This is a genomic window from Congregibacter litoralis KT71 (assembly GCF_000153125.2).
GTDB lineage: Bacteria > Pseudomonadota > Gammaproteobacteria > Pseudomonadales > Halieaceae > Congregibacter > Congregibacter litoralis.
On record NZ_CM002299.1, the window covers coordinates 3,785,597 to 3,800,808 of the forward strand.

A 15,212-nucleotide genomic window follows, 5' to 3' on the forward strand; every position below is an offset into this window, starting at 1 on the left:
ACCCGCTCTCAAGCATGCACTCGCTAGCATAGCCCAATTGAAGCGTGTCGCCTTATAAAGCTGGTAGTGCTATGGCGATGTTATTTGGGCCACGAGCCCGACTAAGCAAGTACCAGCGATACGGCGATAAAAAGCATCAGCAGGCCGATGAGCCCGTCCAGGATTTTCCAGGCGATGGGTCGCTGAAAAAGCGGTCCGAGAAATCGGGCCCCGAAACCCAGACTAAAAAAGAACACAAATGACGCCGTGATCGCGCCTATCCCGAATTGCACTCGTGCTGCGTCCTCGTATTGCACTGACACAGCGCCCAACAGCACCACGGTATCCAGATAAACATGGGGATTCAGCCAGGTAAAAGCCAGACAGGTGAGTAGGGTCTTCCACAGTGCCGCCGGAATCTCGCCCTCGGGTTCGAGGGCATGACTGGTGCCAAACGCCGAGTAAAAGCTCTTGCCCCCATAGATCGCCAGAAAGAGCGCACCACCATAGCGAGCGGCAGTCTCAATCTCAGGATAGGCCGCTATGGCGGCGCCGTATCCGGCAATTCCCGCGAAAATAAGCACCGCATCGGACAGGGCGCAGACTAAGCAAACCCAGAATACGTAATGTTTTTTTAGACCCTGCTTAAGTACAAAGGCATTTTGAGCACCAATCGCAACGATGAGCGACAGGCTGAGAAAAAAACCTGAAAGACCTGAGTCCATCTTTAAACCTTTCGACCGGCGGGCAGTGCATCAAATTTTGTTGTTACTACGCTTTTTAGCCGAGGCGAACTCCCGAAATATGTCCTCATAAAGCATCCCAAATTCGTGAAACTGCGCTGTCGTGGTACGACGGCCGCAGCTTCGGTTTGAAGCACTGCGACATGTCCATGGCGTGAAGGTTAAAGCCGGCTTCCCGAAACCAAAAAGCGATCAGTGATCATGGATCAAAAGCAGCCTTTCAACAACTGGTTCCTTGACTTAGATGGCAGGTGAAGGTGAACTCCGACATCTACCAAAGGCGAGTCGATAACAATGGATTGGAAAGTTTTCGGTACCGTATTCGTCGCAATATTCCTTGCGGAACTTGGCGATAAAACTCAACTGGCAACGATGCTCTTCGCGGCCGACGATAAAGCCAGCAAGTGGTTGGTCTTCGCGGCCGCGTCCCTTGCACTGGTGGCGTGTTCAGCCATAGGGGTGTTGGCCGGGTCTCTGGTCGGCGCGTACATTAATGAGCGCTATCTTCACTATGTTGCCGGCTTCGGCTTCATAGCCGTGGGGGCGTTTACACTCTATAACGCCTGATCCAGTGCAGGAAACTCCTACCGATGGCACGGGTAAGCAACTGCGCCGAAGAACTATGTCTCGCGACGCGCTGACTCAGTGGTCAAGACATCGGTGTACTTCAACCGTTGCATGCACGATTTCCATCTGGGCCGGGATCAGAGATTTGTAGTGCTCTGGTGATCGGGGTTCATCACTGACGATGGCAATCTCTGCGGCGAAGATCCCATGACCAATGCTCCACAGGTGAAGATCTGTCACGCGATCAGAGCTGCCGTGCTCAATGGCTGCGCGCAACACGTTCACTTTGCGGTCATCCGCCTGACTATCGAGCAAAACCTTACTGGCCTCGCGGATAAGACCGAAAGACCAACGGGTAACTAACGCTGCCCCCACGATACCCATGAGCGGATCGAGCCAGGACGCCCCCATGTATTTGCCGGCGAGCAAAGCTACGATCGCCAAAATGGAGGTCAGGGCATCCGCCAGCACATGAAGATAGGCACCGCGTAAATTGTGATCATGCCCTTTTTCATGGGCGTGGTCGTGCGTGTGCGTGTGCGTGTGGTCGTGAGAATGACCGTGCTCATGGGGCGTTGACAGTAATACCCAGGCGCTGAAACCGTTTACGACAAGCCCGATCGTCGCAACCATGATCGCCTGATCAAACACGATAGCCACAGGATCTATCAGTCGACCCGTGCTCTCTATGACCATGGTCAAGGCAAAACCCAGGAGTAAAATTGCGCTGGCAAATCCTGCGAGGCTGTTGATCTTGCCGACCCCAAAAGCAAAGCGCCGATCCGACGCCAGCCGCCGGGATATCACGTAAGCAAAAACCGAGATACCCAACGCGACCGTGTGTGACGCCATGTGAAGCCCATCGGCTAACAGCGCCATTGATCCGGAGATCAGGCCGGTGCTGATTTCCACCACCATCATGGCTGCCGTCAGCAAAACGATCAGGAGCGTGCGCTTTTCACCCTCGCGCTGCTGATCCTGACCAAACACATGATCATGGGTCCATTTCTCCAACTGGTGTGTGTGCATAGTGAGCGCTCTCGACAATTCTTCGTAGGAACAATTAAAAAAGCCGCAAGCTAGGTCGTCACAAGATTTCCGTCAAGCGATGGCGGTATACATACCACAGCGCGATCAGCACAGCTTAAGGGGCGCCTTCAAAGATGCTGACCACAACACCATCCCGATGCCCAGGCCCATTGAAAATTGTAGCCACCCAGCCAACCGGTGACGTCCAGGGCCTCACCGATAGCGAACATGCCGGGCACACGTTTCAGCTCAAAGGTTTTTGAGGACACTTCGTCTGTATCGATACCACCCAGCGTAACCTCGGCGGTGCGATAGCCCTCACTGCCACCGGGCATAAAGGACCAGTCGTTCAAACGCTCGCCGATGGCCCTGAGCTCCGGCGGCGAAAAGCTGCCGATCTTCTGGTCATCAAACCAGGTGCCGAACATCAGATCGACCAGACGGTTGGGGAGCTGTGTCTTGAGCACCGTCATCAGCCGCTGCTGAGGATTCCTCTCCCGCGCATCAAGCAACCATGCGCCGGCGTCACAATCAGGGAGGAGGTTGATATCCACCGTCAGACCCTCGCGCCAGAAGGACGATATCTGCAGGATGGCGGGGCCGCTCAGGCCTCTATGGGTAAACAATAGGTTCTCTCGAAAGCTATGCCCCTGGCAGCTTGCAATCACCTCCGTGGATATACCCGACAGCGATCCGTATCGGGATTTGTCACTGGAGTTCCAGGTGAGGGGCACCAGAGCGGCTCGTGGCGGGTTCAGTTTCAACCCCAGCTCTTTTGCCGTGCGAAAGGCCAGATCGCTGGCAATCTTTGGCATGGATAAACCACCTGCGGCAATAACCACCTTGGTCCCGCGGTATTGCCGCTCGTCAGTGGCCACCACAAAACTCTGAGACTCCTTTGGGCTGATGGATTGCACCGCCTGGCGCAGGCGAATCTCAACGCCCGCATAGGAACACTGCTCCAAAAGCATCGCGACAATGTCCTTGGCACTATGATCACAAAACAGCTGCCCCAGCTTTTTTTCGTGATAGTCGATGCCGGCAGTCTCCACCATCTGAATAAAATCCGCCGGCGAAAATCGCTTCATGGCAGAGATACAGAAATTGGGATTCTGCGACAGATAATGCTCCCGGGGATCGGCAAAAACGTTGGTGAAGTTGCAACGCCCCCCGCCGGATACCAGAATTTTTAATCCGACCTTGGGGCCCTGCTCCAACACCAGCACGCGCAGACCACGATAACCCGCGCTGATGGCGCACATGAGACCACTGGCGCCACCACCTACAATGATGACGTCATAGTTTGATGGACTACTCATGGCGACAGCGCTCCCACAGGTCGCGAAGTCTGTCTGCGCCTACATCATTGAGAGTGCGGATGTTGTCCTCGGGCACACGGTCGATATCGGGATGGCCGGCAACGGCCCGCGCCACGCTGTCCTCCCGAAGCAAGTGCAGCATTGGATAGGGTGAGCGATTCGAGTAATTCTCAGCGTCAGTGGCCGCGGTACCGGCAAACTGATAGTCGGGATGAAAACTGGCGATCTGATAAATCCCTTCCAGTTTCATGGTCTTGAGCAGGGCATCACAGCGACCCAGAAAATCGTTGAAAAGATAGAAATCACCGAGCACCTGCGGATGCACGATAAAGAGGGTCTCAATCTCCGGGCAATCCTCCAGCCGCTGAAGCTCCCTCACCAAAGCCTGCAGCAGTGCGTCCTCATCGGTCGCATCGCAGAGGGTAAAGGTCACGCTACCCCGATTTAGCTCGCGCCTCGCAAAGGGACACAGGTTGTACTGCACCACGACCTCCTCGATCCAGCGGCGGCAGGCGCTTAAAGCATGATCCTTCAGACGAATAGCTCCCTTGCGGTAATCCCGACCTGTGCGTCAAAACCCCCGGGGACACACAAGCCGTGGCGAAACTTAGACATACGAACTCAGGCGCACTATAAATACTGTATAAATATACAGTACACTGGCCGGCCGAAAAATTACGGAGCAAGGAGCCACGACCCGCCCCCTGACTGCCTCCTTAAACACGAGCGAGCAAGCTGCTACGAACCATGCCCTACTGCGAACTCCATTGCCTGTCATGTTACAGCTTCCTGCGCGGCGCTTCCCGCCCGGAAGAGTTGGTAGCGCAGGCCGCAGCAAAGGGCTACAGCGGCATCGCCATCACCGATGAGTGTTCTCTGGCAGGCGTCGTCAAAGCGCATGTGGCCGCCAAGGAGCATGGTCTTTCCCTTATTATCGGCAGTGAATTCACGCTAACAGAGGGCATTCGGCTCCTTGCCCTTGCGCCCACGCGGGCAGCCTACGGCGAGCTCTCGGGACTGATCAGCCTTGCCAGACGGCGCAGCCCCAAAGGGGAATATGAGGTCACACTTCGGGATGTCATCTTTCACCTCAAACGCTGCCTCATCGTCTGGCTACCCAGGGAAGACAGCGACGCTAACCGCGGCTATGGCAGGCAGCTGGCCCGCCTCTGTCGGGAGCGGGTCTGGATCGGCGTGCATTATCTTCTCGGTAATGATGAGCTGCGCCGCTACCGGGCGCTGCAAACCCTCGCCACCCATCTTCAGCTCCCCCTGGTCGCCTGCGGTGATGTGCGTATGCACTGCGCAACCCGCAAACCCCTCCACGATGTCATGACGGCCCTGCACCACAACTGCAGCGTGGCCGCCCTGGGTCGCCGCCGATTGCCCAATGCCCAGCAGCATCTGCGCAGCGTAAAACAGCTTGAGCGTTTCTATCCGAACGAACTGCTGACAGAAACACTGAACATCCTCAGGCGCTGCCATTTCAGCCTGGATGAGCTGCGCTACGAGTACCCCAAAGAAGTGGTACCCGATGGACATAACGCGCGGGATTATCTGCGGGAGCTGACCTGGCAGGGGGCAAGCCAGCGCTGGCCTGACGGGACACCCACGGCCATCAGGGAGCGCATCGAAAAAGAGCTCGCACTCATCGCCGAACTGGATTACGAGTACTACTTTCTCACCGTCTACGACATTGTCCGCTTTGCCCGGGGCCGCGGCATTCTCTGCCAGGGCCGGGGGTCGGCGGCTAATTCCGTGGTGTGTTACTGCCTGCTTATCACCGAGGTCTCACCCGAAAAAGTCTCTCTGCTTTTTGAGCGATTTATCTCCCGGGAGCGGGACGAACCCCCGGATATCGACGTGGATTTTGAACACGAACGCCGCGAGGAAGTTATTCAGTACATCTATGAAAAATACAGCAGGCGTCGGGCGGCTCTCGCGGCCACCGTCATCACCTATCGCGCCCGCAGCGCCGTGCGGGACGTAGGCAAGGCTCTGGGGCTGGACCCTCTGTTTGTGGATGACCTCGCCAAGTCCCTGGCCTGGTGGGATAAGCAGCGCGACCTGGAAGCCCGCTTTAGCGAGCACGGTCTGCAAACCGACAACGACGACGGCGAACCCAATATCGCCCGGCTCTTCTATCAGCTGGTACAGGAGATATTGGGCTTTCCGCGGCATCTCTCCCAGCATGTGGGAGGCTTTGTCATATCCCGGGGCCCCATCTCCCAGCTCGTGCCCGTGGAGAATGCCAGCATGGCGGACCGCACGGTCATCCAGTGGGACAAGGACGACATCGAAGCCCTGGGACTGCTGAAGGTCGATGTGCTGGCCCTGGGCATGCTGTCGGCAATCCGCAAATCCCTGGCTCTGGTAAACCGCTACGATCCCCGCATCCGCACGCTGCAGGACATACCCGTCGAAGACGTCGCCACTTACCGAATGCTGCAAAAAGCCGACTCCATCGGCGTGTTCCAGATCGAGTCCCGGGCACAGATGAGCATGCTGCCCCGCTTAAAGCCGGCGTGCTTTTACGATCTTGTTATCGAAATCGCCATCGTGCGTCCCGGACCCATTCAGGGCGACATGGTGCACCCCTATCTGCGCCGGCGGCAGGGATTGGAAGATATCAGCTACCCCGATGAAGCGGTCAAAAGCGTTCTGGAGCGCACCCTCGGCGTCCCCATATTTCAGGAGCAGGTCATCCGTCTGGCCATGGTGGCTGCGGGTTTCAGCGGCGGCGAGGCGGATCAGTTGCGGCGCGCCATCACCAACTGGGGACGCAACAGCAAACTACTGACCTTTGAGAAGAAACTTACGGAGGGCATGCTCCGTCGTGGTTATAGCGAAGACTACGCGCGCCGGCTCTTTGACCAGATCAAGGGCTTTGGAGGCTATGGTTTTCCTGAGTCGCACTCGGCGAGCTTCGCCCTGCTGGCCTATGTCTCCTCCTGGCTTAAATGCCACCACCCCAGCGCCTTTTACGTCGGACTGCTGAACAGTCAGCCCATGGGTTTTTACAGTCCTTCACAACTGATTCAGGATGCCCGGCGTCACGATGTCGTCGCCCTACCCCCGGATGTGAATCACAGCGACTGGGATCATCAACTCCTGGATGACGGGCAGCAAGGCACCCGCGCGCCCATACGGCTTGGCCTGCGGCTAATTAAAGGATTATCCAGGGATGCTGCCCGGCGTATCAGCATGGCGCGCAGAGACACGCCCTATCGGCAAATCGCGGATTTACGCAAACGCGCCGCCCTCAATCGTAAGGATATGGAAGCCCTGGTTGATGCCGATGCCCTGTCCAGTCTCAGTGGACACCGCCATCAGGCACGCTGGCAGGTCATGGCCCTGGAGCCGGAGCGACCGCTGTTGGCTCATGAACACTATACAGCAGGCCCTTCACCCAGTGACGAGATCAGCTTGCCGGAGCCCGCCGTCGCCGAATCTGTCATTGCTGATTATCGCAGCACCGGCGTCACCCTTCGGGCCCACCCTCTTGCCCTGCTCCGCAGCGAAACGCCATTTAATCAATGCAAATGCCAGCGGGACCTTGAGCTCATGGACGATGGCCGCTTTGTGCGCATCGCCGGACTCGTGACCTGCCGCCAGCGCCCGGGCACCGCCTCGGGGGTGCTCTTTCTCACCCTGGAGGACGAAACCGGTAATAACAATGTGGTGGTCTGGCCCAAGGTGCAGGAGAATTTTCGGGAGGCGCTCATGAAGGGCCATCTGCTGCTGGTTAAAGGCACGCTACAAAAACGCGATGGCGTCACGCATATCGTGGCCGGGGCATTGTTTGATCACAGCGATGCCCTGGGGAACCTGGAAACCCGGTCGAGGGATTTTCATTGAGACGGTGTTGCTCATATACCTGAAAGCTGCAATTGGTCTACACTCGGGAGAGGCAACATTAGCTGAAAGAAGTAACATCAGGAGGCCCCATGAAAACCAACATCCATCCTATTGAACGAGCCGTTCGCGTCCTTGGCGGTGCAGCCATTGTCAGCCTCGCCTTTATCGGTCCGCAGACACCCTGGGCCTGGCTGGGACTGATTCCCGTGGCCACGGGCTTGAGCGGCTGGTGCCCACCCTATGCCATGCTGGGATTCAGCACCTGCAAGGCGCCGACGGAAAGCAGCTGAAAGGCAGCTGAAAGGCAGCTAGAAGACAGTAAAAACTTAGCGGGCTTCTTCAGCCTCGCGCATAAAGCTGCGCAGCAGGTCGCGGTAAAGGGCCGGCTCGCGGCTTATGGAGCTGTGTCCCACACCTGGGATCACCTCGAAACGCGCGCCGGGCACGGCATCCGCAAAGCCTTTCACCGTTGCGGGTCGCGCCTCATCAAACTCACCGGTGACAAATAGCGTCGGCACATCAATGGTCCCGAGGCGGCTTGTCAGGTCAAAATCCTGAAGACTGCCGGTGGCATAAAATTCCGTGGGGCCCCACATCTGGTTATAGATCACCGAGTTCCATGGCGCGCCGGGGCAATCGACCTCCTCTTTGGTTTCGCCGCGCCGCACAAACGCAGCGTAGAAAACCTCCGTCGCCTCGGCATAGTCGGGATGATCCGTCGTTCCCTCCGCCTCATGCTTGTCCAGTACCGCCTGCACCTCGGCATCCAGGGTGGCGCGCAGGGCATTGGCATCGCGAATCCACAGGGGCGTGCTGATGAGCGGCGAGGACAGGGTCAGAGACACGATGCCTTCCGTGCCTTTCTCGAGGACATAATAAGCAGCGAGCGCTCCGCCCCAGCTGTGCCCCTGAAGATGCATGCGCTCAAGACCAAGCTCCCTCCGCAGGGTGTGCAGCGCCTCAACAAAGCGGTCGCGATTCCAAAGGCTCGCATCCCGGGGACGACCCGAGCGCCCGGTGCCGAGTTGGTCATAGCGAATGACGGGACGCTCATCTGACAGGGGGTACAACAGCTGCAGACCACAGGAAGTGCCGCCGGGACCTCCATGGAGGGTGACTAAAGGCACCGCGTCTCCACTGCCAGCATCACCATTGGCAATCTCGTACCAAAGGGGACCGCCCTCAACGTCAATGAAACCCGACCGGAGCTCCGTCTCGGCCTGGGATGCTACGGCCATCAGCATCATCACACAGACTAACAGGCACCTAACTTTTTCCATCACAACAGCACCGCCATAAGCATCACAGGGGCTAATGCCCGAAACAATCAGGATTAAGGCGTCAGACGCAAAAGCCGGCCCTTGCTATCGCCGTAATCATCCTCCAGCACCCAGATGCTGCCGTCGGCCGACTCCTGAACACTGCGGATACGGGCGCCCATGTCAAAACGCTCCACCTCTTCGGCGGAACCATCATCGCCCAACTCCACGCGAATAATGGCGCGGGAAGACAGGCCCGCAATGATGGCATCGCCTCGCCAGGCATCAAACGCCTTGCCACGATAGATAAGCATGTCGCCGGGAGAAATCACGGGGGTCCACCACAGCGCCGGCTCATTAAACTCCGGCCAGGTGTCATGATCGGGCATCTTACGGCCATCATAGTGATCGCCATTGGAGACTTCCGGATAGCCGTAATTTGCACCGCGCTCAATAAGATTCAGCTCGTCGCCCCCCGCAGGGCCCATCTCGATCTCCCAGAGACGCCCCTCCAGATCCAGAGCCAGCCCCAGAAGATTCCGGTGCCCCAGGGACCAGATTTGCGGATAAACACCACCGCGGCCGACGCGGGGGTTTTCGGAATAGTAATCGACGAAGGGGTTATCCTCGGGTACGGACCCGTCGTCGTGGAGACGCAGCAGCTTGCCGGAATTGGACTGCATATCCTGGGATGTCGTGAACTTCTGGCGATCACCGGAAGAGATCCACAGATACCCTTCATCATCAAACAACATGCGGTGGCTGTAGTGGCCAAAGCCCAGAAGCTTGGGATACTGGCGCCAGATAACCTCGACATCTTTCAAAGCGGGGCGACGGCCGGATGCATCAAGAACACCGCGGGCCACTGCCGCACCGCGTGTACCGGCAACGCCTGCCTCGGCGTAGCTGAGATAGACCATGCCGTTCTCCGCAAAGTCCGGGTGAAGCACCACATCGCCTAATCCACCCTGTCCGCCGTAATTCACATCGGGCACACCGCTGACGGGACGGGACTGCTTGCCGTCCGTGTCCACGATAATGAGGTTACCTTTGGTCTCCGTGACCAGGAGCCGTCCGTCGGGCATCTCGGCCACGGACCAGGGCTCGTCAAACTGACTGACTTCCGTAACCGTAAAAGGTAACTCGGCCTGGGCCGGTGCAAGGAACATCAGCGCGAACAGTGCCAGCGCCGAATTGAGCATAAGCTTCATATCCAATCCTTATTCTCTGTGAGTGTTAACTAGTGTATCGGAGCTTTTTTTCGGGGCCTCTTGGGGCCTCTTGGAGCCTCATCAAGGTCGGCCAGCCACCTCAAAACAGGGGCGGTAGGACGCCGGGTCAATCTTCATACGCCCGTCGCGCACAAAGCCCTCGAGTAAGGCCGCCAGTCCGTCAATCACCTCCCCTTCTCCATGGAGTTGATACGGGCCATGGGCCTCAACGGCTCTCACACCGAAGTCCTTGACGTTGCCGACCACAATCCCCGAGAAGGCGCGGCGTAACTCCGCGACAAGCTGATGCGCGGGTTGATCGCGATGGAGGGCGAGAGCGGCCATGTTGTCATGGGTGGGCAAAAACGTTTGCTGCAACTCCTCGGGTATATGCAGCGTCCAGCTGTAGCTGAAGGACTCATTTTGTTCGATGCGCTGACGACGCAGCGCTTTAATGGAACTCTTCATCGTCCGCGCCACCGCAGCGGGGTCCGCGTTGATGATCTTGTAATGCTCGCTCACTTCCTCACCCAGGCAATCGCGCAAAAAGCGATCAATCTGGGCAAAATAGTCCGCACTCTCCCGGGGACCGGTAAAAATCAGCGGCAATTCGATATGCGCGTTTGCCGGGTGCATTTTGATCCCCAGCAAAAACATGATCTCTTCGGCGGTTCCTACGCCCCCCGGGAACACGAGAATGCCGTGGGCCACCCGAACAAAAGCCTCAAGGCGCTTCTCGATGTCCGGGAGAATCACCAGCTCATTGACGATGGCATTGGGCGATTCCGCCGCGATGATGCCCGGCTCGGACAAACCGACATAGCGCGTATTACTGCTGAGCTGTTTGGCGTGGGCAATGGCAGCCCCTTTCATGGGGCCCTTCATGGCGCCGGGACCGCAACCGGTGCAGATATCAAAGCCACGGAGTCCCAGGGAATAACCCACGGTCTTGGAGTAATCGTATTCGACGCGGGAGATCGAGTGCCCACCCCAGCACACCACCAGCCGGGGCTGCACATTACTGCGCACCACGTTGGCGTTGCGAAGAATACGGAACACGGCGTCCGTAACCCCTTCGGGATTGCTCAAATCGAAGGTCTGCTGCTCCGCAAGCTTGTGCTCGGTGTAAACGATATCGCGCAGCGCCGAAAACAAATGATGACGAATCCCTTCAATCATCTTGCCGTCGACGAAGGCCTCGCCCGGCGCGTTGAAGAGCTCCAACTTCAGCCCCCGGGGTTCGGGAATAACCTGCAAATCAAAGTCCGCATAGGCCTCGTAGACCTTGCGCGCATCGTCCACGTAGCCGTCGGTGTTGAGAATCGCCAGCGCACAGCGGCGAAACAGTTCGTGGAGGCTGGCATCGGCATTCGCCAGACTGGCCATCTCGCGCTGGGTGAGCAGATCGAGAGTCTGTACGGGGCGGACCGAGGCCCGGGCAACACGGGGGAGAGTCACTTCATTGCCGCCGGTGGTTTCACCGGCAAGCTGATCAGGAATATTCATGACGCCAGTATAACGTGGCGAGATGACAGGATCTCGAATCGGGGCAGGCAAACGCACGAAAAGCCTCCATAGCCACGAGTCATCTACACTGGGGGCGTATGCACATAGCGGAAAGTCAGATTAATGCGCGGTCCGCAGGGCCTGCTCTGCTTGGGAACCTCATGACGCCAGTTTTCCTGCGTCGCACCGCGCATGATCAACAGCATGCCGGAAGCCAGAGGCAGACGGATGGGCTTGAGATCCTTTCGATGCCGGTGCTTGAGTCGAAACATGCGTTCTTCTCCCAGACTGAGGGACGCGATCACCGGCTGGGCGCCCAACTCCCGTTCGTCATCCGCGTGCAGCCCCATGCTGTCACGGTGATGGCGATAGAGATTGGCAAGAACACTGTTAAACCGCGCGTCGCTCAGGGCCTCCACCCGCTCCCTAAGCACCGCAAGCTGCGGAGTCCATGGCAGGGGATCGTGCTGAATACCGGAATATTTGTAGGACACCCCGGCATCGGCGTACCAGGCGAGAAGTCGGGGCTGCAGGTAGCGTTTACCGAAGAGCTGGATGGGCTCCTCCCGCCAGGCAAGCTCCCGTTCCAGGTTCTCAAAGAGTTCCTGAGGATCAGCGCCCAGGTCCGCCGCCCGGTAGAGAAGCAATTCGCCGCCCGGCAAATCGATCTCCTCGGGATCGCTGTTTGGAAAAAGTTCAGTCATTGATAGAGCCGGGGCACGATTCGATGGCAGCTCACGGGGCGTCAAATCCCAGCATGTGATCAAGCTGCGCCTTTACGCCGGGCCATTCGCTATCCAGAATCGAGTACACGCAGGTGTCCCGCAGCGTGCCGTTCTGGTGGCGGCTGTGATTGCGCAGAATCCCGTCCGCCTTGGCACCGATGCGCTCAATGGCACGGCGGCTGGCGCGATTATAGGATGAGGTGCGGAACTCCACGGCGATGCAGCCGAGGGACTCAAAGGCGTGGGCCAGTAACAGCCGCTTGCACTGGGTATTCAGGGACGTGCGCTGGACGCGTTTAGCGTACCAGGTGGAGCCGATTTCCACGCGCGGCGACGTCGCATCGATGTTCATATAGGTGGTCATACCCGCGGGCACGCCCGCCTGATCGAGTACGGTAAAAGGCAGCATGCGGCCTGCTCGCTGCTCGCCCAAACGTCGCGCGATTTCGGCGGCTACATCTGCCGGTGCGGGCACATTGGTGTACCAGGCGCGCCACACCTCACCGTCACCGCTCGCCAAAGCCAGCGCATCAGCATGGTCCTCCTGGAGGGGAACCAAGCTCGCGAACTCGCCCTCAAGAGAAACGGGATCTGGCCACGGCATAGGGAATGTCCTGATAAGGCAGAAAGACCCAAGGATGCCATGATTCAGGCAAAAAAAACCCGCTCACAGGGGTGGGAGCGGGTTTTTAAGGGTCGGTGGAAGCCGACCCGGGCCTAAAGAGGCCTTATCTCACTGCAGGGTCTGCGCGTTCACAGACCTTTGCCGACTTTTAACCGGTCTTAACCTACGAAAGCCTTGCGCGGCTCGGATACACCTGCGGACTCCGTGCCCTTGAGGTAAGCGAGCATGGTGTCGGCGTCGGAGACTTCAAAGGGATCCGTCTCGCCGTTGTCGCAATAACCGGCTTCCGAAAACAGCTTCTCGATGTTGCCGTCATTGACGAGCATGGAGTAACGCCAGGAGCGCATACCAAAGCCAATATTTGACTTATCTACAAGCATGCCCATCTTGCGAGTGAACTCGCCATTGCCGTCGGGGAGCAAAAAGATATTCTTGTTGCCCTGCTCCTGGCCCCACTTGAACATCACAAAGGCGTCATTCACGGATACGCAGATCACCTCATCAACGCCCTGGGCCTTGAACTCCTCGTAGAGCTCGTCGTAGCGCGGCAGGTGGTTGGAGGAACACGTCGGTGTGAAAGCGCCGGGGAGGGAGAAGACAACCACTTTCTTGCCGCCGAAGATATCGGCTGTGGTCTTTTCTTCCCAGCGGAAAGGGTTATCACCGCCTACGGACTCGTCGCGTACGCGGGTTTTGAAAGTCGCTTCTGGTACCTGTGTCGTCACGTCTAAGCTCTCCTTGATCAGTTAATAAAAGTACGGTTGGTCTGGCGATCTCCCGTGTGAACACCGCCCCAACTATCTAACCACGCCATCATAGCGAAGATACTACAATCGATAAAACGATATTTATCGCATTAGCTGTTCGATTTTATCGATCAGTCCTAGGCTGCCCGCTGCCCCTCGGACGCGGTTTCCCTGGGCGGCTCGTAGCGCAAGGCTGCCTCGTCAAAGCGCATCTCTTCAAACTCCTGCTTCTCCCGCAGATAGTTCTGGGAGTTCACCCAGGGGTTACGATCACCCTGCCTGGGAAACAGATGCATGACCCGCTGCATATAGCCGGCGGAGAAATCATCAATCCAGGGTCTCGGCGTCATCGCCGGCAGCTCGTCTTCGATTTCGGGAGTCACCACGGCAGCCCCGGTGCTGTCCATGTGCGCGAGGAGGCGACACATCCACTGGGATACGATGTCCGCGCGGAGCGTCCAGGAGGCGTTGATGTAGCCAAAGACCGACACCATGTTGGGCAGCCCCGTGCACATCATGCCGCGGTAGGACCAGCTCGAGGGAATATCAAAACGCTCACCGTCCACCTGAAGATCGATGCCCCCCATGAGCTCCAGTTCCAGCCCCGTGGCCGACACGATGATGTCCGCAGCGATCTCGGTTCCATCCGCGAGGCGCACGCCCCCGGGCGTCAGGGTCTCGATCTGATTGGTGACTACGCGTGCCTTACCACCCTTTATCGCCGCAAACAGGTCGCTGTCCGGGACCAGGCAAAGGCGCTGATCCCAGGGATTATACTGAGGCGTGAAGTCGGCCATATCGCCGGCATCACCCAGCTCCTTGCGCGTTCGATCCAGGAGCATCTGACGCACTTTTTCCGGCTGTTTCCGGGTTTTTTTGTAGAGCCAGTGCTGCATGCGAGTGTTCTTCCAACGGGTGGCGCTGTAGGCCCAGCTCTTGGGTAGAACAGCACGCAGCAGGTTCGCAATCCAATCCGTGGAAGGACGGGACACCACCCAGGTGGGCGAGCGCTGGAGCATCACCACTTCTGCCGCTTTATCGGCCATGGAGGGCACCAGGGTCATTGCCGTGGCACCGGAACCGATAATAAGAACTCGCTTGCCCTCGTAATCGAGATTCTCGGGCCAGAACTGCGGGTGGATAAACTCCCCCGCAAAACTATCGCGTCCCGGAAACTCCGGTTGATGGCCGTGGGTGTAGTTGTAGTAGCCCGCGCACAAATGCAAAAAACGGGTTTTCAGGTGCGTTTCCTCGCCGTTTTCTCCATCATCAATGATCAGCTCCCAGCACTGCTCCCGACTATCCCAGTTTGCCCGCTTTACCTTGTGTCGATAACGGATCAGGGATTCAAGGCCGTACTCTCTGGCCGTCTCCCGCACGTAGCTGAGTATCGAGGGGCCATCAGCAATGGCCTTGGACGCCTCCCAGGGTTTAAAGCTGTAGCCCAGGGTGTGCATGTCGCTGTCCGAGCGGATGCCGGGGTAGCGAAACAGGTCCCAGGTACCGCCGCTGCGCTCCCGGCCTTCGAGAATAGCGATTTTTCGCTCGGGACAGCTGCGCTTCAGGTGACAGGCCGCGCCGACACCGGAAAGTCCCGCACCGATAATCACGACATCAAGAATCTCGCTCATAAATTTCCACCCTG

General features: G+C 58.0%; 14 protein-coding genes. 3 read left to right on the plus strand and 11 right to left on the minus strand.

The features are described 5' to 3' along the window. Positions 1–101: 101 nt before the first annotated feature. Positions 102–704 carry a LysE/ArgO family amino acid transporter gene (locus tag KT71_RS17185; protein ID WP_008294070.1) on the minus strand — a complete coding sequence of 201 codons (603 nt, stop codon included), beginning with the start codon at positions 702–704 and terminating at the stop codon, positions 102–104. A gap of 312 nt (positions 705–1,016) precedes the next feature. On the opposite strand from KT71_RS17185, the gene KT71_RS17190 reads away from it, so the two are divergent. Continuing rightward, positions 1,017–1,289: a TMEM165/GDT1 family protein gene (locus tag KT71_RS17190; RefSeq protein WP_008294069.1), complete on the plus strand. Its 273-nt coding sequence runs from the start codon at positions 1,017–1,019 to the stop codon at positions 1,287–1,289. Between the two features lie 75 nt (positions 1,290–1,364). Here KT71_RS17190 and dmeF read toward each other — a convergent pair whose 3' ends face one another. The 3 genes from dmeF to KT71_RS17205 all read right to left on the minus strand — a co-directional run bounded on the left by dmeF (position 1,365) and on the right by KT71_RS17205 (position 4,178). Further along, entirely contained in the window at positions 1,365–2,318 is a 954-nt protein-coding gene (gene dmeF / locus KT71_RS17195; protein ID WP_008294068.1) for a CDF family Co(II)/Ni(II) efflux transporter DmeF, read from the minus strand. Between the two features lie 128 nt (positions 2,319–2,446). Then, a complete protein-coding gene (locus KT71_RS17200; RefSeq protein WP_008294067.1) occupies positions 2,447–3,637 on the minus strand; it encodes a BaiN/RdsA family NAD(P)/FAD-dependent oxidoreductase in 1,191 nt (396 codons plus the stop codon). Further along, on the minus strand, positions 3,630–4,178 hold the full coding sequence (locus KT71_RS17205; RefSeq protein WP_202962473.1) for a DUF1415 domain-containing protein: 549 nt from the start codon (positions 4,176–4,178) through the stop codon (positions 3,630–3,632). Before KT71_RS17205 ends, KT71_RS17200 begins: the two co-directional genes overlap by 8 nt. A gap of 206 nt (positions 4,179–4,384) precedes the next feature. Between KT71_RS17205 and KT71_RS17210 the strand changes: the two genes are divergently transcribed. Together KT71_RS17210 and KT71_RS17215 are read left to right on the plus strand one after the other, a co-directional pair. Continuing rightward, positions 4,385–7,495, plus strand: coding sequence for an error-prone DNA polymerase (locus KT71_RS17210; protein WP_008294065.1), 3,111 nt, complete (start codon positions 4,385–4,387; stop codon positions 7,493–7,495). Between the two features lie 89 nt (positions 7,496–7,584). Further along, the gene (locus KT71_RS17215) at positions 7,585–7,785 is read left to right on the plus strand and encodes a YgaP family membrane protein (RefSeq protein WP_008294063.1); all 201 of its coding nucleotides are present in this window, start codon (positions 7,585–7,587) and stop codon (positions 7,783–7,785) included. Between the two features lie 36 nt (positions 7,786–7,821). Here KT71_RS17215 and KT71_RS17220 read toward each other — a convergent pair whose 3' ends face one another. The 7 genes from KT71_RS17220 to KT71_RS17250 all read right to left on the minus strand — a co-directional run bounded on the left by KT71_RS17220 (position 7,822) and on the right by KT71_RS17250 (position 15,198). Further along, on the minus strand, positions 7,822–8,775 hold the full coding sequence (locus KT71_RS17220; RefSeq protein ID WP_023660280.1) for a proline iminopeptidase-family hydrolase: 954 nt from the start codon (positions 8,773–8,775) through the stop codon (positions 7,822–7,824). Between the two features lie 53 nt (positions 8,776–8,828). After that, on the minus strand, positions 8,829–9,965 hold the full coding sequence (locus KT71_RS17225; protein WP_008294061.1) for a PQQ-dependent sugar dehydrogenase: 1,137 nt from the start codon (positions 9,963–9,965) through the stop codon (positions 8,829–8,831). 81 nt (positions 9,966–10,046) lie between these two features. Then, positions 10,047–11,471, minus strand: a complete 1,425-nt coding sequence (ppnN, locus tag KT71_RS17230; protein WP_008294060.1) for a nucleotide 5'-monophosphate nucleosidase PpnN — start codon at positions 11,469–11,471, stop codon at positions 10,047–10,049. Positions 11,472–11,554: 83 nt separating this feature from the next. Next, positions 11,555–12,175 (minus strand): alpha-ketoglutarate-dependent dioxygenase AlkB family protein, encoded by a 621-nt coding sequence (locus KT71_RS17235; RefSeq protein ID WP_008294059.1) that lies wholly within the window; start codon positions 12,173–12,175, stop codon positions 11,555–11,557. Positions 12,176–12,206: 31 nt separating this feature from the next. Continuing rightward, positions 12,207–12,800, minus strand: a complete 594-nt coding sequence (locus tag KT71_RS17240) for a GNAT family N-acetyltransferase (RefSeq protein ID WP_008294058.1) — start codon at positions 12,798–12,800, stop codon at positions 12,207–12,209. A 179-nt stretch (positions 12,801–12,979) separates the two neighbouring features. After that, on the minus strand, positions 12,980–13,546 hold the full coding sequence (locus tag KT71_RS17245; RefSeq protein WP_008294057.1) for a peroxiredoxin: 567 nt from the start codon (positions 13,544–13,546) through the stop codon (positions 12,980–12,982). 158 nt (positions 13,547–13,704) lie between these two features. Then, on the minus strand, positions 13,705–15,198 hold the full coding sequence (locus KT71_RS17250; RefSeq protein ID WP_008294056.1) for a flavin-containing monooxygenase: 1,494 nt from the start codon (positions 15,196–15,198) through the stop codon (positions 13,705–13,707). Positions 15,199–15,212: the final 14 nt, after the last annotated feature.

Bases quoted from the DNA above. Each gene is read 5' to 3' on its own strand.
- KT71_RS17185 (WP_008294070.1), bottom strand. From the start codon at position 704: ATGGACTCAGGTCTTTCAGGTTTTTTTCTCAGCCTGTCGCTCATCGTT.
- KT71_RS17190 (WP_008294069.1), top strand. From the start codon at position 1,017: ATGGATTGGAAAGTTTTCGGTACCGTATTCGTCGCAATATTCCTTGCG.
- dmeF (WP_008294068.1), bottom strand. From the start codon at position 2,318: ATGCACACACACCAGTTGGAGAAATGGACCCATGATCATGTGTTTGGT.
- KT71_RS17200 (WP_008294067.1), bottom strand. From the start codon at position 3,637: ATGAGTAGTCCATCAAACTATGACGTCATCATTGTAGGTGGTGGCGCC.
- KT71_RS17210 (WP_008294065.1), top strand. From the start codon at position 4,385: ATGCCCTACTGCGAACTCCATTGCCTGTCATGTTACAGCTTCCTGCGC.
- KT71_RS17215 (WP_008294063.1), top strand. From the start codon at position 7,585: ATGAAAACCAACATCCATCCTATTGAACGAGCCGTTCGCGTCCTTGGC.
- KT71_RS17220 (WP_023660280.1), bottom strand. From the start codon at position 8,775: ATGGAAAAAGTTAGGTGCCTGTTAGTCTGTGTGATGATGCTGATGGCC.
- KT71_RS17225 (WP_008294061.1), bottom strand. From the start codon at position 9,965: ATGAAGCTTATGCTCAATTCGGCGCTGGCACTGTTCGCGCTGATGTTC.
- ppnN (WP_008294060.1), bottom strand. From the start codon at position 11,471: ATGAATATTCCTGATCAGCTTGCCGGTGAAACCACCGGCGGCAATGAA.
- KT71_RS17235 (WP_008294059.1), bottom strand. From the start codon at position 12,175: ATGACTGAACTTTTTCCAAACAGCGATCCCGAGGAGATCGATTTGCCG.
- KT71_RS17240 (WP_008294058.1), bottom strand. From the start codon at position 12,800: ATGCCGTGGCCAGATCCCGTTTCTCTTGAGGGCGAGTTCGCGAGCTTG.
- KT71_RS17250 (WP_008294056.1), bottom strand. From the start codon at position 15,198: ATGAGCGAGATTCTTGATGTCGTGATTATCGGTGCGGGACTTTCCGGT.